Below are 19,460 nucleotides of genomic sequence, written 5' to 3'. Positions count from 1 at the left end.
CCATGTGGGTTCGGCGGTGGCCAGTCGGTGCGGACGGCGCCTCGGCCTGGCCTTGCCGGGCCCTGGTCGGGGCTACTGGACCCGCAGTTCCTGCTCCTCTTCCTCCTCGTCGGGCAGCTTCACATCGCTGACCGCGATGTTGACCTCGACGACCTCCAGCCCGGTCATCCGCTCGACGGCGACGACCACGTTCTCCCGTACGGCGCGCGCCACGTCGGCGATCGAGACGCCGTAGTCGACGACGATCTCCAGGTCCAGGGCCGTCTGCACCTCGCCGACCTCGGCCTTCACGCCGCGCGTGGCGGCGGCCACGCGACCGCCGGGGACCCGGTCGCGTACGGCGCCGAAGGTACGGGCGAAGCCGCTGCCCATGGCGTGGACGCCGACCACGTCCCGGGCGGCCAGCCCCGCGATCTTCTCCACGACGCCGTCGGCGATGGTGGTCCGGCCACGGACACCGGGTTCTCCGCCGCCGCGCCGGGTTCCGGAGGGTTTGCGTTCCATCTCCGTCGTGGCAGCCTCGGCCCGGCCTCGCTGTGTGGTCTCCGTCATCGCCGATCATCCTTTCCGGACGGTGGAGTGACTTTCGGCTCACTTATCACTTTATGTAGCTCTACGGGCTGCCGCTTGCGGGGCGCGCCAGATGTGCGACGCGGTGACCCGATCGCGCCCGGTCGGGTGGGTCGTACGGCACCGTCGCCGGGGATGTGCGGCAGGCTGGGCGGACCGAGGAAGAAGGAGTGACGGCCTGTGGTCGCGGACCGGCTGGCGCGTGCGGTACGGGAGCAACTGGGGCTCGGCCGCCTGCTCCCGCTGGGCGGCCCCGGGGACGGCGCATGGCTCACCGAGCGTGCGGCGGACCGGGTCCTGCGGCGCGCCGCCGCGGCGGTGCCGGACGCGCGGCTGGGCGCGTTGCGAATCGGCCTGGCCGAGCCGGCGGCGGTGACGCGGCCCGGGGTGCCGCCGCCGCCCAGCGCGCTGCCGCCGGGCAGGCTGCGGATCGAGGCGACCTGCGCGGCCGCCGCCCGGGAGCCGTTGCCGGTGGTGGCCGACGCGCTGCGGAGGGCCCTGGCCGGGGCGGCGAAGGACCGGCTCGGTCTGCTGATCGAGGCGGTCGACGTGCGGGTGACGGCGCTGCTGGACGAGCCGGTGTCCACGGGCGTGGCGGAGGCACCACCCGCCCCGGAGAGCGGCGCCCCGGAGGGGATCGCCCCGGAGAGCGGCGCCTCAGACGAGATCGGTCCGGTGGGCGGCGGTCCGGAGGAAGTCGGCCCGGTGGGCGGTCCCTCGGAGGAAGTCGGCCCGGTAAGCGACCGGACGGACGACGGTTCGGAAGGCCCGGATCTGCCCCCGGGCGCGGTGGCGGCCGCCGCGGCGGCGAGCGCCGTCCCCGGGGTGGCCGCGCTCACCTCCGTGCTCGGCGGCTCTCGGCACCCGGTGCGGATCGAGGACCGCGTCACCCCGGACGGCGCCCCGGCGGGCCGCCATGTTCAGGTGCAGGTGGCCGTGGCGCCGGGCCACCGCGCGCTGGACGTGGCCAGAGCCGTACGCGCGGCGGTGGCACGGACCGTCTCGGCGCCGGTGACGGTGGCGGTACTGGTCACGGACGTACGCCTTCCACAGCCCCTCCCCCTGCGCCCTTGAACGCGTGGGGCCCCGCCTTCCCGTGACGGGGAGCTGCCCCGAGGCCCACGGGCGGAGGGCACCGGACGCGGAGCCCACAGCCCTGGGTCGGGTACGTCAGTCCGACAGGCCCGCCAGGTCGCGGAGGCGACGCGCCTGCGCTGCCCGTTCGGCGGTGCGCTGGTCCTCGTACGTACGGTCGACGGCTCCGCGCAGCAGCGCCTTGGTCTCGATCACCGCGCTCCGGGGCGCCGCGAGGAGCGCCGCCGCCAGGTCCGCGACGGCGGCGTCGAGTTCCGCGGTGGGCACGACCAGGTTGGCCAGTCCGATGCGTTCGGCCTCTGCCGCGTGCACGAAGCGGCCCGTGGCGCAGATCTCCAGGGCGCGCGCGTACCCGACCAGGCCGACCAGCGGATGCGTGCCGGTGAGGTCCGGGACCAGTCCGAGACTGGTCTCGCGCATCGCGAACTGCGCGTCGTCCGCGCACACCCGCAGGTCGCAGGCGAGCGCGAGCTGGAACCCCGCGCCGATGGCGTGTCCCTGGACGGCGGCGATGGAGATGATGTCGTTCCGCCGCCACCAGGTGAACGCCTCCTGGTACTCCGCGATCGTGCGGTCCAGGTCCGCGTCCGAGCCGCGGGCGAGGTCCAGGAAGGACGGCTCGCCGTCGAAGCCCTCAGGCGTGAACGCCTGCCGGTCGAGCCCGGCGGAGAAGGACTTGCCCTCGCCACGCAGCACGACCACCCGCACGCTGCCGGGCAGCAGCTGCCCCGCCTCGACCAGTGCTCGCCACAGCGCCGGCGACTGGGCGTTGCGCTTGGCCGGATGGGACAGGGTCACGGTGGCGACCGCGTCATCGACGGTGAGGTGTACGCCGTCCTTGTCGAGCAGGGTCACAGGGAGCCTCCGGTCGGCCGCAGTCAGATGAAGTTGACTGCACAGTAACCACCCGGCCGACCGGCCGATCAACCGGGTGGCACTGCCCTACCCGTCGGCGGACGGCTCAGGCCGCTGCGACTTTCTTGCCCCGCGTCGCTCCTCCGCGACCGCGCAGCACCACGCCGGATTCAGTCAGCATCCGGTGGACGAACCCGTAGGACCGGCCGGTCTCCTCGGCCAGCGCCCGGATACTCGCACCGGCGTCGTACTTCTTCTTCAGGTCTGCCGCGAGCTTTTCGCGCGCGGCGCCGGTCACCCGGCTGCCCTTCTTCAGAGTCTCGGCCACCCGTGCCTCCTCATGGGAAGTGCGCTCTGGACTCTCATGATCACCCCTCCGCGCGTTCCTGGCCACCCATTCGACAAGGTCCGTGCGAGGAGACTTCCCCGGAATCACGGGCCGCACGGCTCCGGAACACGAGATTCCGGAGCGATCCGTCCGCTCCTTCGTCCGGTGTCGTGGACGAAGCGGCAGGTCAGAGAGGGGCCCACGGCGGGCATGGGATTCCGGGCGGCGCGTGCCACCCGGCGTGCGCCGGGCGGGTGCGGCGCGCCGCGGTACGAGCCGTTCTCACTCAGATGATGGATCACGCATCGGCCGAATGATCCACCGCACCTTGATCACCGGCCTGACCACGGGGCGTGGCCGACGGTCGTGACCACCAGGTGGGCGGGCCCTGGCGGCCTGCCGGCGCGGGCGGGCGGGCGGGGTCAGGCGAGCGCGACCAGGTCGGCGTAGTCCTCGCCCCACAGGTCCTCGACGCCGTCCGGGAGCAGGATGATGCGCTCCGGCTGGAGCGCCTCGACCGCGCCCTCGTCGTGGGTGACGAGGACGACGGCGCCGGAGAAGGTGCGCAGCGCGCCGAGGATCTCCTCACGGCTGGCGGGGTCGAGGTTGTTGGTCGGCTCGTCCAGGAGCAGGACGTTGGCCGAGGAGACCACGAGGGTGGCCAGGGCGAGCCGCGTCTTCTCGCCACCGGAGAGCACCCCGGCGGGCTTGTCGACGTCGTCCCCGGAGAACAGGAACGACCCGAGCGTCTTGCGGATGTCGACCAGGTCCATGTCCGGCGCGGCGGAGCGCATGTTCTCCAGGACGGTGCGGTCCGCGTCGAGCGTCTCGTGCTCCTGCGCGTAGTACCCGAGCTTGAGGCCGTGGCCGGGCACGACCTCGCCGGTGTCGGCCTTCTCGACGCCGGCGAGCAGCCGCAGCAGGGTGGTCTTGCCCGCGCCGTTGAGGCCGAGGATGACCACCCGGGAGCCCTTGTCGATGGCGAGGTTCACATCGGTGAAGATCTCCAGCGAGCCGTAGGACTTGGACAGCCCCTCCGCGGTCAGCGGGGTCTTGCCGCACGGCGCGGGGTCCGGGAAGCGCAGCTTGGCGACCTTGTCGGAGGCGCGCACCGCCTCCAGGCCGGAGAGCAGCTTCTCGGCGCGCCGGGCCATGTTCTGGGCGGCCACGGTCTTGGTGGCCTTGGCGCGCATCTTGTCGGCCTGCGAGTTGAGGGCGGCGGCCTTCTTCTCGGCGTTGGCGCGCTCGCGCTTGCGGCGCTTCTCGTCGGCCTCGCGCTGGGCCTGGTAGAGCTTCCAGCCCATGTTGTAGATGTCGATGACCGAGCGGTTGGCGTCGAGGTAGAAGACCTTGTTCACGACCGTCTCGACCAGGTCGACGTCGTGGGAGATGACGATGAAGCCGCCGCGGTAGGTCTTGAGGTAGTCGCGCAGCCAGAAGATCGAGTCGGCGTCGAGGTGGTTGGTCGGCTCGTCCAGCAGCAGGGTGTCGGCGTCGGAGAAGAGGATCCGGGCCAGCTCGACGCGGCGCCGCTGACCGCCGGAGAGGGTGTGCAGCGGCTGGCCGAGGACCCGGTCGGGCAGGCCGAGGCTGGCGGCGATGGTCGCGGCCTCGGCCTCGGCGGCGTAACCGCCCTTGGTGAGGAACTCGGTCTCCAGGCGCTCGTACTTCTTCATCGCCTTTTCGCGGGTGGCGCCCTTGCCGTTGGACATCCGGTCCTCGTTCTCGCGCATCTTGCGCAGCACCTCGTCCAGGCCGCGTGCGGACAGGACGCGGTCGCGGGCCAGGACGTCGAGGTCGCCGGTGCGCGGGTCCTGCGGCAGATAGCCGACCTCGCCGGAGCGGGTGATGGTGCCGGCGGCCGGCATGCCCTCGCCCGCGAGGCACTTGGTGAGGGTGGTCTTGCCCGCGCCGTTGCGGCCGACGAGACCGACCCGGTCGCCCTTGGCGATACGGAAGGAAGCGGACTCGATGAGGACGCGGGCGCCGGCGCGCAGCTCGATGCCGGAGGCGGTGATCACGGGAATTACTCCTGGGCAGATGGACGGCGGGAGGGGCTGAGCGGGATGCGGGCCACGCCGCCTAATGCACGAGGAGAATTGCCATACGAAGCAGTTTACCGGGGTGGGCAAGCCGTTTTCCCCGGGCCGCCGGGCCGCCCGCAGGTCAGTGTCACACCTCGGTGCCAGACTGTGCGGTGAATCACATCGCCGGGTTCGGCGAGGTCGTCGAGGAGGAGTGATCGCCATGGCAGCCACCACGGGAACGGGCGGGCCCACCGTCGTGCCCACACTGCTCTACCGCGACGCCAAGGCCGCGATCGCCCAGCTCACCGAGGCGTTCGGGTTCACCGCGGCCGCGGTGTACGAGGGCGAGGACGGTTATGTGCAGCATGCCGAACTCACCTATGGGAACGGCATGGTGATGCTCGGCACGGCGGGCGGGGAAGGGGCGTTCGCCAAGGCCATGGCGGGCGCGGGCCCCTTCGGGACGTATGTGGTCGTGGACGACGTCGACGCGCACCACCGGCGGGCGGCGGAGCACGGGGTGGAGATCCTCATGCCGCCGACCGACCAGGAGTACGGATCGCGGGACTACATGGCGCGGGACGCCGAGGGCAACGTGTGGAGCTTCGGCACGTATGCCCCCGGCGCGGGCGGCTGAGCACCGGCCCTGGCGCGGTCGGCTGAGGTCGACCTCGGTGCGGGGGGGGTGAGACCGGCCTTGACGCGGGGGATGAATCCGGCCTCGGCGCGAGCGCCTGGGAGGGGGACCTGCCCGGTGCGTCACGAACCGCCGGTGTGCACCTGGAAAGCCGCGCGGCGGACCGCTTTGGCCAGCACCGGGTCGGGGTGCGCGGCGGCGAGGGCCACCAGCACCTGCACGGTGCGCGGGTGGCCGACGGCGCGTACCTCCTCCAGGAGCGCGGGGACAGTGCCCTGCACGGCGCTCTCCAGGTGCCGGACCAGCAAGGGGCTCTCACCGTGGTCGGAGACGGCCGCCGCGGTGTCCACCCACAGCCAGGTGGCCTCCTCGCGGGTGAGTACCCGCAAGGTGTCCTCCGGGTCCCCGCCTTCCAGTTCGGCGAGCCAGAGCAGGGCGTACGGACGCAGGAACGGCTCGTCGACGACAGCGCGTACGGCGGGCTCGGCGGGCGCGCCGACCACGCGCAGCGCCTCGAAGGCGAGGCCGCGCAGCAGCGCGTCGTCGCCGCGCGCGGCGTCGAGGAGTTCGGTGACGGCGCTGCCCGCCGGGCGGGCCGCGAGCCAGGCCCGGTACTCGGCGCGGGCGGGGCCCGGGGTGAGCCGGGCGCAGCCGCGGAGCATGTCGGCGGCGGACTGCTCGATGTTTCCGGCGGGGCTCTGCGCTGCGACGCAGATCTGCTCGAGCTTGACCCACACCGCCCAGTTGCCGAGCGGGGTGAGCACCGCCTCGCGCCGCCCTCGGCCCGCGCCGGGGTCGAGGGCAGTGGGGGGCTCGAGGGCAGTGGGGGGCTCGAGGGCCGTGGCGGAGCCGGGGACGGCGCAGGACCCGGTGCCGGGTTCGGCGACCGGGCGGACCACGAGGGAGCCGACGGAGGCGAGAGCGTCGAGGGCCCAGTCCAGGAGCGCGGCGAGGGCCCCGGCCGCGTCACCGGGCGCCGCGGGCTCAGCGTCACCCGGGTGCGCGCGCTCAGCGCCGCTGGGGCGCGCGGGCCCAGCGTCACCCGCGCGGGGGGCCGCCAGCGGCGCGGTATCCGCACCGGCCGTGCCGCTCCCTCCCGGCGTGCCGCCCTCGCCGCCGGGCGCCGAAGCCGCGGCGTACGGCACCTCGCAGCGCTCCGTACGGAGCTCCGCGACCCGCTGTTCGAGCATGTCCAGCAGGACCGGCAGCTGCACCGGGCCCGCCGACAGCTGGAGCAGGGAGAGCAACTGCGGTACGGCTTCGACCACTTCCGCCACCGCGGCGGGTTCGGCCTCCTCCGGCGCGGGGCGGGCCAGGGACCAGGCGTCCAGGAGCGCGACCCAGCCCCGCAGCACGGCGGTGTCGTCGCGGTCCCACGCCCGGAGCCGCCAGCCGGGGCGGGCGGTGTTCCCGTGCGGTTCCACGAGCCCGACGAGCCGGGCGCGGTCCCACTCTGCCCGTACCTGCTCGGGGGTGCCGCCCAGGGCCGCGGCGGCCCGTTCGGCGGCTTCGGCGGAGAGCGTGCCGGGGGCGCCCTGCTCCGTGGCCCAGCGGGCGACCCGTACCGCACCGGCGAGTTCCGCCCGGGCCTGCCGGGCGAGTTCCCCCGGCAGCGGTGTGCCCTCGGGCGGGCGCGGGGCCGGGCGCTTGGCGCCGCGGGGTGCCATGCCCCGGCGGGCAGCGGCGATCGGCTGGCGGGGGACGAGTCGGAGCCTGGAGTCGCGCGGAGTACGGGACGTCACGGGCTCAGTCTCGCCTTTGACGGCCCGAAAGCCCAATCGGAACCCGTCCGGCGGATTTCCCGGCCACCGCCGGGACGCTACGACCGGTCCGCGGGCGCCGCGCCGACGGACCCCTTGGGTGCGGCGCCGACGGATCCTGTGGGGGCCGCGCCGCCCGTGGTGCGCGGGAACCTCTCCGGGCCGGTGCGCGGCAAGCCGCGCCGACCGGCTGCGCACCGTGCCGGGCCGCGCACCGTGCCGGGCGGTGCGCCGTGCCGGACGGTGCGCCGTGCCAGGCCGTGCGCGAGCGCTACATCAGCGGTGTCAGGAACCGCCTCAGGGTCTCTTCGTAGCCGGGCGGGTCGGCGTTCCACATGGCGGCGTGCGGGGCGTGCGGAACGGTGTGAAGGGTGACCAGGTCGGTGCGGAGCCGGGCCAGTTGGCGCGATGCGCCCCAGGGCGCCAGGGTGTCGTCCGGACCGTGCAGGATCAGGGTCGGCACGGACAGCTGCCCGGGGTCCACGTGGTCGGAGCCCGCGTGCTGCGGGCCCGCGCGCCGGGTGCGGCCCTGCGGCCGGATGCGCCCGTGGGCGGCCCGTACGGCCAGCGGAAGCAGCGCGGTGGGGACCCGGTAGGCGGCGAGGGCGCGCACGGTGGCCTGCCAGTCGAGCACCGGGGAGTCCAGCACGAGCCCGGTGATCCGGTGCCGCAGCGCGGAGTTGGCGGCGGTCCGCAGCGCCATCGAGGCACCGGTGGACCAGCCGTAGAGGACCACGCGCCGGGCGCCGTACCGCACGGCGTAGCGGACGGCGGCGTCCACGTCGTGCCATTCGGCGTCGCCGAGGTAGCCGGCGCCCTGGGACGTACGGGGCGCCCCGGGATCGCCGCGGTAGGCGAGGTCGAGGACGGGGAAGCGGTGCCGGTGCAGGAAGGGCAGGGCCACCATGGGGTGTTCACGGGTGGTGCCCAGGCCGTGCACGGTGATCACCCAGGTCGCGCGGGCGCCGGGGACGAACCAGGCGGGGAGCGCGCCGAGTTCGCCGGGGATGTCGACGTCGGCGTGGTCCAGGCCGAGGGCGTCCCGGGGGTTGCCGACGTACACCTGCGGGGTCAGCCGCACCCGGGCTCCGGGGGCCAGCGCACCGTAGGTGACCCGCTCCAGGCGGCGGACCACGCAGTCGACGGGGTGCGGGACGTCCGCGAGGACCGGCCCGACGACGGCGTGGGTGTTCTGGCCGGTGAGCCCGTAGCGCCCGGGGCGCAGCGCGGCGAAGCTGCGGGTCAGGGTGATCCGGCCGTCCCCGGCGGCGTGCACGGTCAGCGGCGGGTCGTGGGGCAGCGGCCGGTCCGGGGTGGGCCTGAGCGCGGCGTCGCCGGCGTACCGTCCGGCCGCCAGCGCGGCCGCTCCGGCACCGAGCAGGGTGGTGGCGGCCGCGGCCGCCGCGGTACGCAGGCGCACCACATCAGTGTGGGCGCGGACGGGGGAAGCGGCCAGCGGACGTCCCCGCGCGGGTGACGGCGCCGTCACCGGGCCGCAGCGCCCCGGATCCCGGCACCCGAAGCAGGCCCCGGCGCCCCCCGCCCTGGCGCCGTACGGCCCTGGCCCCCGGCCCCGGCCCCCGGGGCGGCCTGGCACGCTCACGCCGACCAGACGGCGCGCCGCGCACCCGGGCGATGATGTCCCTCGCACAAGGTCCCGTGGGTCCCGTAGGTCTCATAGGTCCCCCATGCGGGTCCTATAGGTAGGAGCGCCGTGGGACTCGTAGGAAGGTGCACCGCGGGACTAGTAGGTAGGTAGGGACGCCGCGGGACGCGGGCCTTCCAGGTCCGTCACGTATGTCGCGTGCGTCACTTCCACCCCGGATTGCCGCAGGCGCGGGCGGTCTGACGCACGCCCCCTCGGCCACGTCACCGCCAGGCCTGCACCAGTTCACCTTCCGTTCACCCTGTGTCCCTACGGTCGCCGTGCCACTGACGCCGAACGATTGCCTGGGTGAATGGAACACATCACGCTTCTCATCGGGATCGTGATCATCACGGCCTTGGTGTTCGACTTTACGAACGGCTTCCACGACACCGCCAACGCCATGGCCACCACCATCTCCACGGGCGCGCTCAAGCCCAAGGTGGCGGTCGCGATGTCCGCGGTGCTGAACCTCGTCGGCGCCTTTCTCTCCGTCGAGGTCGCCGCGACCATCTCCAAAGGCATCATCGACGAATCCGGAATCCAACCCGAAGTGATCTTCGCCGGGTTGGTGGGTGCGATCATCTGGAACCTGCTGACCTGGCTCGCGGGTCTGCCCTCCAGCTCCTCGCACGCGCTGTTCGGCGGTCTGATCGGCGCGACCGTCGCCTCGGTCGGCTTCGGTGCCGTGCACGGCGAAGAGGTCGTCATGAAGGTCCTGATCCCGGCCGTCGCCGCGCCGGTCGTGGCGGGCCTCGCCACCGTGCTGGCGACCCGGCTGACCTACGCCGCGTCCCGGAAGACCGACCCCGAGGCCAGCGCCAAGGGCTACCGGGCCGGGCAGATCGCCTCGGCCGGGCTGGTCTCCCTGGCCCACGGCACCAACGACGCGCAGAAGACCATGGGTGTGATGACCCTGGCGCTGATCACCGGCGGCGCGCTGGCCCCGGACTCGGACCCGCCGCTGTGGGTCATCGCCTCGGCCGGTATCGCCATCGCGCTCGGTACGTACCTGGGCGGCTGGCGGATCATCCGCACGATGGGCAAGGGCATCACCGACATCCAGCCGCCGCAGGGCTTCGCCGCCCAGTCCGGCGCCGCGGTGACCATCCTGGCCTCCTCCCACATCGGGTTCGCGCTCTCCACCACCCAGGTCTGCTCCGGTGCCGTGATGGGCGCGGGGCTCGGCCGCAAGGGCGGCGTGGTGCGCTGGTCGACCGCGGGCCGGATGGCCGCCGCCTGGGCGCTCACCCTGCCGGCCGCCGGCCTGGTCGGTGCCGCGGCCGCGCTGCTGGCGAAGCAGGGCGACTGGGGCGTCACGGCCGTCGCGATCCTCGCCGGCGCCGCCTGCGCCGCGATCTGGGTGGCATCGCGCCGCAAGCCGGTGGACCACACCAACGTCAACGACACCGGTGTGAGCGAGACCGAGCCCGCGGGTGTCGTCACCACCGCGCTCCAGGCGGTCGCCCCGCCGCCGGCCGGGCCCGTGGCCCCGGCCGAACCCGCCGCCCCGACCGGCTCCGAGCAGCGGGCCGAGTTCACGGCGTCCGCCGAGCCGGCCGCCACCCCCGCCGCCCCCGCACAGGCCACGGCCTGACCGCCCGGCCAAGGTAAGGAAGCGCTTCCATGAACATCGACTGGGCAGCACTCGGCCAGGTCTTCGGCGTCAGCCTCGTGGTGACCGTGGCCATGGTCGGGGTCTTCACCCTCGGCATCGTCGGTACGTCCCGTAAGCCGCAGCCCGAGGGGCAGTCCGAGGTGGCGGCGGTGACCGCCTCCGGCGGCCCGTCCGTCCTCGCACGCACCCTCGGGTACGCCTGCTACGCGGTGTGCGCGGCGGTCGTCGCCTACGGCATCAACCTCATCGTCAACGGCTGACGGCCGCCCGCGCCGCAGCCCCTCGTGCCCCGGGACACCCGTCCCGGGGCACGGCCGTGTGCCGGGCCGAGGGCGAGTTTCCCAGGTCAAGGGTGAGTTGACGGCCGTTCCCGCAGCATGGTGGACTGCCGAGGCCAAACGGCGGCAGGAGAGGAAGCCGGTGCGAGTCCGGCGCGGTCCCGCCACTGTCACCGGGGAGCGCTCCCCCACCGTGAGCCGAGGTCACGGCTCGTCGGACGCGGCCGCCACGCGCGGTCGTCGTACGCGGGCTGGAAGGCCGGGGGAAGCGCCGATCCGGGAGCCAGGAGACTCTCACCGCCGGTTACGTCGAGCCAGGGCGCGGACCCTGAGTGAGGACACCACGCCATGCCCGGCACCGTCACGCCGCCGCCCGCAGCCGCGGCTCCCCCGACCCCGACATCCGGCGCCGCCTCCCGAGCGGCCCGACGAGGCGTGACGGCGGGCTGACCGATGCGTGCCGACCACGCCGTGTCCTTCGCGTGCGGCGCCGCCCTCGGCTTCGCCTGCGACCTGGCCGTCGGCGATCCGCGCCGCGGGCATCCCGTGGCCGCCTTCGGGCGGGCCGCCGCCGCCGTCGAGCGGCGGCTCTGGCGCGACCACCGCGGCTACGGGGCGCTCCACACGCTGCTGTGCGCGGGCGGCGCGACCGCCGGTGCCGCGCTGCTGGCCCGTGCCGTACGGCGGCCCGCCGCCGCCTCTTCCCTCTCTCCCGCCTCCCCCGCCGTACGGTCCCTGTCCAGGACCGCCGACATCGCGCTGACCGCCGCCGCCACGTGGGCCGTGCTGGGCGGTACGTCGCTGCGCCGCGAGGCCCTCGTCATCGGGAACGCGCTCGCCGCCGGCGACCTGGCCGCCGCCCGGGCGCGGCTGCCGCATCTGTGCGGGCGCGACCCGCAGGCACTGGACGGACAGCAGATCGCGCGCGCGGTCGTGGAGTCGGTGGCCGAGAACACCTCCGACGCGGTCGTGGGCGCCCTGGTGTGGGGGGCGATCGGCGGCGTACCGGGGCTGGTGGGCTTCCGTGCCGTCAACACCCTGGACGCGATGGTGGGCCACAAGTCGCCGCGCCACCGGCGGTTCGGCTGGGCGTCGGCCCGGCTGGACGACGTCGCCGGATGGCCGGGCGCCCGGCTCACGGCGGCGCTGGCCGCGGTCGCCGGACCGGATCCGCGCGGCGCCCGGCGGGTGTGGCGCGCGGACGGCGGTGCGCACCCGAGCCCCAACGCGGGCCCCGTCGAGGCGTCCTTCGCGGGGGCGCTGGGGGTGCGGCTGGGCGGCACCCTCGCCTACGGCGGCCGAGTGGAGCACCGACCCGTACTGAACGCCGAGGGGCGGCCGGTGGAGGTCGCCGACGTCGCGCGCGCGGCCCGGCTGTCGCGGCGGGTCGGGGTGCTGGCGCTGGCGACGTCCGTCGCGGGACGGCTGGCGGTCTGCGCCCTGCGGTCGGCCCTGTCCGGCGGCGGCCGGGGACCGGTACGGCCGAAGGCGGCTGGAACGGGGGCCGGATGAGCGGCCACGCGTACCAGGTCACCGGCGCCCGCGTCGGGCAGGCACACGGCGGGGCCGGCCTCTCCCGCCGGACGCGGCGACCGCGGGCAGCGGTCGCCCGGCCACGGTGCGAGGCGGCGAGCGGCCGCCGGGAAGGACGCGGCATGAGCGGCCCCGGCGACGCGGCGCGGTGCCGTCCCGAGCACCGCACAGGCGGCGGCAGCAGGTCGTACGCCGCCCCGTCGGCCAACGCGTACGCGCGGGCGCGGGCGGCCTCACGGTCCGCCCGTGATGGGGCGCGGCGCGCTCCTCACGCTCGCGCGATCCGACCCGGGCGCCCCGCGCAGCGGGGCGCGCCGTACGCCTCGTACGCGCCGTACGCCTCTTATACGCGCGCCGCGCAGGCGAACGCCGCGCTCACGCGGTACGCGGCCGGGCCGCGTGCCGCGATGCCGCGCCGGGCATGGTCTACCGCGGGCCACACCCCGCACGCAGCGCGGCCGGTGGCCGCTGGAAGGGGGACCCCTATGAGCGACGCACGCGCGGCCGCCGGGCAGCAGGTGCTGGGGATGGCCGCACCTCTGATCCCTCCTTGCCCGCCCTCGGGCAGGAGGGGCCCAGCGGGCGGAGAAGCGATTGAAGGAGACGCGGCATGAGCGGCGACCGAAGCCGCCTCGGTGGCGGACTGCTGGTCGCGGGGACGACCTCGGACGCGGGCAAGAGCGTGGTGACGGCGGGCATCTGCCGGTGGCTGGCCCGCAAGGGCGTGTCCGTGGCGCCGTTCAAGGCGCAGAACATGTCGCTGAACTCGTTCGTCACCCGCGACGGCGCCGAGATCGGGCGCGCCCAGGCGATGCAGGCCGCGGCCGCGCGCGTGGAGCCGAGCGCCCTGATGAACCCCGTCCTGCTCAAGCCGGGCGGCGACCGCAGCAGCCAGGTCGTGCTGCTGGGCAAGCCGGTGGGCGAGCTGAGCGCGCGCGGCTACCACAGCGGGCGGCAGGAGGCGTTGTTCGGCACCGTGACGGAGTGCCTGGAGGAGCTGCGCCGTACCCACGACGCGGTGATCTGCGAGGGCGCGGGCAGCCCCGCCGAGATCAATCTGCGGCGCACCGACATCGTCAACATGGGGATCGCGCGGGCCGCCTCGCTGCCCGTGGTGGTGGTCGGCGACATCGACCGGGGCGGGGTGTTCGCGTCCTTCTTCGGTACGACGGCGCTGCTGTCGCCCGAGGACCAGCGGCATGTCGCGGGCTATGTGGTGAACAAGTTCCGCGGCGACGTGACACTGCTGGAGCCGGGCCTGGACATGCTCCGCGACCTGACCGGGCGACCCACGCTCGGCGTGCTGCCGTACGCGCACGGGCTCGGCATCGACGAGGAGGACGGGCTGAGCGTGTCGATGCGCGGGGCGGTTCGGGAGAGCGTCGTCGCGCCGCCGCACGGCGCGGATGTGCTGCGGGTCGCGGTCGCCGCCGTCCCCCTGATGTCGAACTTCACGGACGTGGACGCGCTGGCCGCCGAACCCGGCGTGATCGTGCGGTTCGTGGACCGGCCGGAGGAGCTGGCCGACGCCGACCTGGTGGTGCTGCCCGGCACCCGCGGCACCGTGCGGGCGCTGGCGTGGCTGCGGGAGCGGGGCCTGGCCGACGCCGTCGTGCGGCGCGCCGCCGAGGGGCGGCCGGTGCTGGGCATCTGCGGCGGCTTCCAGATGCTCGCCGAGCGCATCGAGGACGACGTCGAGTCCAGGGCGGGGACGGTCGACGGGCTCGGCCTGCTGCCGGCACGGATCCGCTTCGCCGCCGAGAAGACCCTCGCGCGGCCCGTCGGCGCGGCCCTGGGCGAGCCGGTGGAGGGGTACGAGATCCACCACGGCGTCGCCGACGTGGGCGGCGGCGACGAGGCGTTCCTGGACGGCTGCCGGGTCGGGGCGGTGTGGGGGACGCACTGGCACGGCTCGCTGGAGAGCGACGGCTTCCGCCGGGCGTTCCTGCGGCGGGTCGCGGCGGACGCGGGCCGGGCGTTCGCCCCGGCGCCCGACACGTCCTTCGGCGCGCTGCGCGAGGAGCAGTTGGACCGGCTGGGCGATCTGATCGAGGAGCACGCGGACACGGACGCGCTGCTGCGGCTGATCGAGGACGGGGTGCCGCGAGGGCTTCGCTTCATTCCACCGGGTGCGCCGTGAGCGAGTGCGTCGCGCGGCACCCGAGGCTTGTTCCCCTACCCGCCCCTTCCCGCTTCGTCCCCAAGCTCCCCCATAGCGCTTCGCGCATGGGAGGTACCCCCAGGACGGGCTGGATTTTTGGAGGTACGACCGCATGAGCCCCACCCCCTACCCCTTCACCGCGATCGTCGGCATGGCCGACATGCGGCTCGGCCTGCTGCTCAACGCCATCTCGCCGGCGATCGGCGGCGTGCTCGTACGCGGCGAGAAGGGCACCGCGAAGTCGACGGCGGTGCGGGCCCTTTCCGCGTTGCTGCCGGGCATCGACGTCGTCCCCGGCTGCCGGTTCTCCTGTGACCCGGCCGCGCCGGACGCCGCCTGCCCGGACGGCCCGCACGAGCCGGGTGCCGGGGCCGCCCGCGCCGCCCGCATGGTGGAGCTGCCCGTGGGCGCCTCCGAGGACCGGCTCGTGGGCGCGCTCGACATCGAACGCGCGCTGTCGGAGGGCGTGAAGGCGTACCAGCCGGGGCTGCTGGCGGACGCGCACCGGGGCATCCTGTACGTCGACGAGGTCAACCTGCTGCACGACCACCTCATCGACCTGCTGCTGGACGCCGCCGCCATGGGCGCGTCCTACGTGGAGCGTGAAGGCGTCTCCGTACGGCACGCGGCGCGGTTCCTGCTGGTCGGCACGATGAATCCCGAAGAGGGCGAGCTGCGGCCGCAGTTGCTGGACCGCTTCGGGCTGACCGTCGAGGTCGCGGCGTCGCGGGAACCGGACGAGCGGGTCGAGGTGGTGCGGCGGCGGCTGGCGTACGACGAGGACCCGGGCGGGTTCCGGGCGCGCTGGGTGGCGGACGAGAGCGAGCTGCGGGAGCGGATCGCCGCCGCCCGCGCGCTGCTGCCGCAGGTGCGTCTCGGCGACGGCGCGCTGCGCCAGATCGCCGCCGTGTGCGCGGCGTTCGAGGTGGACGGGATGCGCGCGGACATCGTCACCGCGCGTACGGCGACGGCGCTGGCCGCCTGGGCGGGGCGTACGGACGTCACGACCGAGGACGTGCGGCAGGCGGCGCTGCTGGCGCTGCCGCACCGGCGGCGGCGCAATCCGTTCGACGCGCCGGGGCTGGACGAGGAGAAGCTCGACGAGACGCTGCGGCAGTTCGCGGACGAGGACCGGGACCCGGAGCCGGACCCCGAGCCGGAGCCGGAGGGGCCGGACAACGATCCGGACGGGGGCCCGGACGGCGGACCCGGCGGCGGCCCGGGGGGCGGCCCCGACGGACGTGCGCCGGACCAGGCGCCGCCGTCCGGTGAGAGCGCCGAGGGCGCGCCGGATCCGTCCGTGCCCGGTCCGCGTACGGGCAGGGAGGCAACGGCCGAGTCGGCCGGCGACGAGGACCGGGAGGCCTCGGGCGAGCCCGCGGGCGGTGCCGCGCCCGAGCAGCGCGCGGTCGGCGCGGCGGCCCCGTTCAAGGCCCGGAAGCTGGACGTGCCGGGGTTGGGCGAGGGGGCGGCCGGGCGCCGCTCGCGCGCCCGTACCGCGCACGGCCGCACCACCGGCGCCCGTGTCCCGCGCGGCACCCTGACCGCGCTGCACCTGTCGGCGACCGTGCACGCGGCCGCCCCGCACCAGCGGGCACGCGGGCGGCGCGGCCCCGGTCTGGTGATCCGCCGGGACGATCTGCGGGAGGCGGTGCGCGAGGGGCGCGAGGGCAATCTGGTGCTGTTCGTCGTGGACGCCTCCGGCTCCATGGCCGCCCGTAAGCGGATGAGCGCCGTCAAGGGCGCCGTGCTGTCGCTGCTGCTGGACGCCTACCAGCGGCGGGACAAGGTCGGGCTGATCACCTTCCGGGGCGCGGACGCGGAGCTGGCGCTGCCGCCCACCTCGTCGGTGGACGCGGCCGCGGCCCGGCTGGAGAAGCTGCCCACGGGTGGCCGTACGCCGCTGGCCGCCGGGCTGCTCAGGGCGCGTGAGGTGCTGCGGATCGAGCGGATGCGGGATCCGGGGCGCCGCCCGCTGCTGGTCGTGGTGACCGACGGGCGGGCGACCGGCGGCCGGGGCGCGGTGGCCCGGGCCGGGCGGGCCGCCGGGTTGCTCGCCGGCGAGGGCGTCGCGTCCGTGGTCGTGGACTGCGAGGCGGGCCCGGTGCGGCTGGGGCTGGCGGCGGAGCTGGCCCGCGGGCTGGGCGCCACCGCGCTCACTCTCGACGAACTCCGCGCGGACAACGTGACCGCGCTGGTACGCGATGTACGGACCGCACAGCAGACCAGGAGGGCCGCGTAATGCCGCAAGGACAACCCACCACCGTTCCCGCTGACGGGCTCACCACCCGGCAGCGCCGCAACCGCCCGCTGGTGCTGGTGCACACGGGCATCGGCAAGGGCAAGTCGACCGCCGCGTTCGGGCTGGCGCTGCGGGCCTGGAACCAGGGCTGGCCGATCGGGGTGTTCCAGTTCGTCAAGTCGGCGAAATGGAAGGTCGGCGAGGAGAACGCGCTGAAGGTGCTCGGCGCCTCCGGCGAGGGCGGGACCGTCGACTGGCACAAGATGGGCGAGGGCTGGTCCTGGATCCAGCGCGACGGCGAGATGTCCAACGAGGAGAAGGCGCGCGAGGGCTGGGAGCAGGTCAAGCGCTGCCTCGCCGAGGAGACGTACAAGCTGTACGTGCTGGACGAGTTCGCGTACCCGATGCACTGGGGCTGGGTGGACACCGACGAGGTGATCTCGGTCCTGCGCGACCGCCCGGGCACCCAGCACGTCGTCATCACCGGCCGCAACGCGCCGCAGCCGCTGCTGGACTTCGCCGATCTGGTCACCGACATGTCCAAGGTCAAGCACCCGATGGACGCCGGCCAGAAGGGCCAGCGGGGTATCGAGTGGTGAGCGCGCGATGAACGTCCCCCGTCTGGTCATCGCCGCCCCGGCGTCCGGCAGCGGCAAGACCACGGTCGCCACGGGGCTGATGGCCGCGTTCACCGAGGCGGGCCTCGCGGTGTCGCCGCACAAGGTGGGCCCGGACTACATCGACCCGGGCTACCACGCGCTGGCGACCGGTCGGCCGGGCCGGAACCTCGACGCCTATCTGTGCGGCCCCGAGCGGATCGCGCCGCTGTTCCTGCACGGGGCGGCGGGCTGCGATCTGGCCCTGGTCGAGGGCGTGATGGGGCTGTACGACGGGGCCAGCGGGCTGGGCGAGCTGGCGTCCACGGCGCATGTGGCGAAGCTGCTGCGCGCGCCGGTGGTGCTGGTGGTCGACGCGTCGTCGCAGTCGCGTTCGGTGGCGGCGCTGGTGCACGGCTTCGCGTCCTGGGACCCGGAGGTCCGGCTCGCCGGAGTGATCCTCAACAAGGTCGGCTCGGACCGGCACGAGGCACTGCTGCGCGATGCCCTCGACGGCTCGGGCGTCCCGGTGCTGGGCGCGCTTCGGCGCGTCCAGGCGGTGCGGGCGCCCAGTCGGCACCTGGGTCTGGTGCCGGTGGCGGAACGCCGTGCGGACGCGGTGGACTCGGTGGCCGCGCTGGCGGCGCAGGTGCGTGCGGGCTGCGACCTGGAGGGCCTGCTGGCGCTGGCGCGCAGCGCGCCGCCGCTGACGGGGGCGGCCTGGGACCCGGTGGCGGAGGTGCGGCACGCGGACGGCGGCCACGCCGAGGGGCGGCGGCCGGAGGAGCGGCAGCCGAAGGGGCAGCGGACGGACGGGCAGCGGCCGGAGGAACAGCAGCCGGACGGGCAGCGACCGGTGGTCGCCGTCGCGGGCGGTGCCGCGTTCACGTTCTCGTATGCCGAGCACACCGAGCTGCTGACGGCCGCGGGGGCGGAAGTGGTCGGCTTCGACCCGCTGCGGGACGAGAAGCTGCCGCCCGGCACCGGCGGCCTGGTGATCGGCGGTGGTTTCCCCGAGGTGTACGGGCCCGAGCTGTCCGCGAACGAACCGCTGCGGGCCGCCGTGGCGCGGCTGGCCGCGTCCGGTGCGCCGATCGCCGCCGAGTGCGCGGGGCTGCTGTATCTGGCGCGGTCGCTGGACGGCAACCCGATGTGCGGGGTGCTGCCCGCGCGGGCGCGGATGACGGAACGGCTGACGCTGGGCTACCGGGAGGGCGTCGCGCTGACGGACAACGCGCTGGCCGCCGCCGGGACCCGGGCGCGCGGGCACGAGTTCCACCGCACGACCGTGGAGCCGGGCGCCGGTGCCGAGCCCGCCTGGGGGCTGGTGCACCCCGAGCGCCGGGTCGAGGGGTTCGTGCAGGGCTCGGTGCACGCGTCGTACCTGCATGTGCACTGGGCCGCGACGCCCGCCACGGCGGCCCGGTTCGCCGCCGCGTGCCGGACGTGAGCGCGCCGCCGCCGGTTCTCACGGTGGGCGTGGGGGCCCGCCGTGGCGCGACCGGCCAGGAGGTGCTCGGCCTCGTCCGGCAGACGCTCGCCGAGGCGGGCCTGTCCGCCGCCGACGTCGCCGTTCTGGTGACCGCCGCGCCGAAGGACACGGAGCCGGGACTGGTGGCGGCGGCGGCCGCGCTGGGGGTGCCGCTGGTGGCGTACGAGCCGGGGGCGCTGGCGGCCGTCCCGGTACCCGGCCCGTCCGCCGCGGCGTACGCGGCCCTCGGTACGCCGAGCGTTGCGGAGGCCGCCGCGCTGCTGGCGACCGGTCCGGCGGGCGGCGAACTACTTGTTCCCAAACGGAAGTCCGGCGGAACAGCAGGCCGTCCCGCGACGGTGACCTGCGCGGTGGCCCGCCGCCGAACGGTCCCGGCAACCGAGCCCCAGAGCCCGCCCCACCCCGCGTGACCGGTACCCTCGCCCCGGCCGTGAGGCACGGACACCGCACCGGCCAGCGACGATCGGCAGGGCCGTAGGCCGCCCAGCCGTCGCGCCGCGCCGCCGCGCCCTGTGGCGGCGTCCTCCCGTCGCCCCCAAGCTTGCGACCCGCCAAGCCCCCGGCTCCATTACGCCCGACGGGCCTCGGGAGTCCGGGAGCTAGCCCCGCCACGCGGCGGACCG

General features: G+C 75.1%; 15 protein-coding genes, 1 pseudogene and 1 riboswitch. Of the genes and pseudogenes, 10 read left to right on the top strand and 6 right to left on the bottom strand.

From position 1 onward, the window contains the following. Positions 1-72: 72 nt before the first annotated feature. Positions 73-552 (bottom strand): Asp23/Gls24 family envelope stress response protein, encoded by a 480-nt coding sequence (locus ACQUSR_RS26220; protein ID WP_431045072.1) that lies wholly within the window; start codon positions 550-552, stop codon positions 73-75. Between the two features lie 198 nt (positions 553-750). On the opposite strand from ACQUSR_RS26220, the gene ACQUSR_RS26215 reads away from it, so the two are divergent. After that, a complete protein-coding gene (locus ACQUSR_RS26215) occupies positions 751-1,644 on the top strand; it encodes a nucleopolyhedrovirus P10 family protein (protein ID WP_431045071.1) in 894 nt (297 codons plus the stop codon). 96 nt (positions 1,645-1,740) lie between these two features. Here the strand turns inward: ACQUSR_RS26215 and ACQUSR_RS26210 are convergent, their stop codons facing one another. The 3 genes from ACQUSR_RS26210 to abc-f form a co-directional block, all read right to left on the bottom strand. Beyond that, complete coding sequence (locus ACQUSR_RS26210) at positions 1,741-2,520, bottom strand: enoyl-CoA hydratase/isomerase family protein (protein ID WP_431045070.1); 780 nt, start codon at positions 2,518-2,520, stop codon at positions 1,741-1,743. Between the two features lie 106 nt (positions 2,521-2,626). Beyond that, a complete protein-coding gene (locus ACQUSR_RS26205; RefSeq protein ID WP_304461066.1) occupies positions 2,627-2,848 on the bottom strand; it encodes a helix-turn-helix domain-containing protein in 222 nt (73 codons plus the stop codon). A 422-nt stretch (positions 2,849-3,270) separates the two neighbouring features. After that, positions 3,271-4,869 carry a ribosomal protection-like ABC-F family protein gene (gene abc-f, locus ACQUSR_RS26200; protein ID WP_431045069.1) on the bottom strand — a complete coding sequence of 533 codons (1,599 nt, stop codon included), beginning with the start codon at positions 4,867-4,869 and terminating at the stop codon, positions 3,271-3,273. Positions 4,870-5,095: 226 nt separating this feature from the next. On the opposite strand from abc-f, the gene ACQUSR_RS26195 reads away from it, so the two are divergent. Then, entirely contained in the window at positions 5,096-5,512 is a 417-nt protein-coding gene (locus ACQUSR_RS26195) for a VOC family protein (RefSeq protein ID WP_431045068.1), read from the top strand. A gap of 122 nt (positions 5,513-5,634) precedes the next feature. Here ACQUSR_RS26195 and ACQUSR_RS26190 read toward each other — a convergent pair whose 3' ends face one another. Both ACQUSR_RS26190 and ACQUSR_RS26185 read right to left on the bottom strand, forming a co-directional pair. Continuing rightward, a complete protein-coding gene (locus tag ACQUSR_RS26190; protein WP_431045067.1) occupies positions 5,635-7,254 on the bottom strand; it encodes a hypothetical protein in 1,620 nt (539 codons plus the stop codon). 289 nt (positions 7,255-7,543) lie between these two features. Further along, entirely contained in the window at positions 7,544-8,692 is a 1,149-nt protein-coding gene (locus tag ACQUSR_RS26185) for an alpha/beta hydrolase (RefSeq protein ID WP_431045066.1), read from the bottom strand. A 538-nt stretch (positions 8,693-9,230) separates the two neighbouring features. Here ACQUSR_RS26185 and ACQUSR_RS26180 point away from each other — a divergent pair. From ACQUSR_RS26180 to ACQUSR_RS26145, 8 genes and pseudogenes are all read left to right on the top strand, one after another. Continuing rightward, a complete protein-coding gene (locus tag ACQUSR_RS26180) occupies positions 9,231-10,514 on the top strand; it encodes an inorganic phosphate transporter (protein WP_431045065.1) in 1,284 nt (427 codons plus the stop codon). A gap of 29 nt (positions 10,515-10,543) precedes the next feature. Next, a complete protein-coding gene (locus tag ACQUSR_RS26175; RefSeq protein WP_431045064.1) occupies positions 10,544-10,795 on the top strand; it encodes a hypothetical protein in 252 nt (83 codons plus the stop codon). A 151-nt stretch (positions 10,796-10,946) separates the two neighbouring features. Continuing rightward, a riboswitch (cobalamin riboswitch) is annotated at positions 10,947-11,106 on the top strand. 160 nt (positions 11,107-11,266) lie between these two features. Beyond that, on the top strand, positions 11,267-12,325 hold the full coding sequence (locus tag ACQUSR_RS26170) for a cobalamin biosynthesis protein (RefSeq protein WP_431045063.1): 1,059 nt from the start codon (positions 11,267-11,269) through the stop codon (positions 12,323-12,325). A gap of 631 nt (positions 12,326-12,956) precedes the next feature. Beyond that, positions 12,957-14,486 carry a cobyric acid synthase gene (locus ACQUSR_RS26165; RefSeq protein ID WP_431045062.1) on the top strand — a complete coding sequence of 510 codons (1,530 nt, stop codon included), beginning with the start codon at positions 12,957-12,959 and terminating at the stop codon, positions 14,484-14,486. A 133-nt stretch (positions 14,487-14,619) separates the two neighbouring features. Beyond that, positions 14,620-16,749: a putative cobaltochelatase gene (locus tag ACQUSR_RS26160; protein ID WP_431045061.1), complete on the top strand. Its 2,130-nt coding sequence runs from the start codon at positions 14,620-14,622 to the stop codon at positions 16,747-16,749. Then, positions 16,749-17,348, top strand: coding sequence for a cob(I)yrinic acid a,c-diamide adenosyltransferase (cobO, locus tag ACQUSR_RS26155; RefSeq protein WP_431045060.1), 600 nt, complete (start codon positions 16,749-16,751; stop codon positions 17,346-17,348). The genes ACQUSR_RS26160 and cobO overlap by 1 nt, the downstream gene beginning before the upstream one ends. Positions 17,349-17,355: 7 nt before the next feature. Next, on the top strand, positions 17,356-18,795 hold the full coding sequence (locus ACQUSR_RS26150) for a cobyrinate a,c-diamide synthase (RefSeq protein ID WP_431045059.1): 1,440 nt from the start codon (positions 17,356-17,358) through the stop codon (positions 18,793-18,795). An 8-nt stretch (positions 18,796-18,803) separates the two neighbouring features. Beyond that, positions 18,804-19,199 (top strand): annotated as a pseudogene (locus tag ACQUSR_RS26145) (cobalamin biosynthesis protein); the annotation flags it as partial. Positions 19,200-19,460: the final 261 nt, after the last annotated feature.

Origin of the sequence: Streptomyces sp. P1-3 (assembly GCF_050613155.1) — a bacterium.
Lineage (GTDB): Bacteria > Actinomycetota > Actinomycetes > Streptomycetales > Streptomycetaceae > Streptomyces.
This window is presented reverse-complemented; position numbering and strand designations above follow the sequence as displayed.

Bases quoted from the DNA above. Each gene is read 5' to 3' on its own strand.
- ACQUSR_RS26160 (WP_431045061.1), top strand. From the start codon at position 14,620: ATGAGCCCCACCCCCTACCCCTTCACCGCGATCGTCGGCATGGCCGAC.
- ACQUSR_RS26175 (WP_431045064.1), top strand. From the start codon at position 10,544: ATGAACATCGACTGGGCAGCACTCGGCCAGGTCTTCGGCGTCAGCCTC.
- ACQUSR_RS26170 (WP_431045063.1), top strand. From the start codon at position 11,267: ATGCGTGCCGACCACGCCGTGTCCTTCGCGTGCGGCGCCGCCCTCGGC.
- ACQUSR_RS26165 (WP_431045062.1), top strand. From the start codon at position 12,957: ATGAGCGGCGACCGAAGCCGCCTCGGTGGCGGACTGCTGGTCGCGGGG.
- ACQUSR_RS26150 (WP_431045059.1), top strand. From the start codon at position 17,356: ATGAACGTCCCCCGTCTGGTCATCGCCGCCCCGGCGTCCGGCAGCGGC.
- ACQUSR_RS26220 (WP_431045072.1), bottom strand. From the start codon at position 552: ATGACGGAGACCACACAGCGAGGCCGGGCCGAGGCTGCCACGACGGAG.
- ACQUSR_RS26195 (WP_431045068.1), top strand. From the start codon at position 5,096: ATGGCAGCCACCACGGGAACGGGCGGGCCCACCGTCGTGCCCACACTG.
- cobO (WP_431045060.1), top strand. From the start codon at position 16,749: ATGCCGCAAGGACAACCCACCACCGTTCCCGCTGACGGGCTCACCACC.
- ACQUSR_RS26180 (WP_431045065.1), top strand. From the start codon at position 9,231: ATGGAACACATCACGCTTCTCATCGGGATCGTGATCATCACGGCCTTG.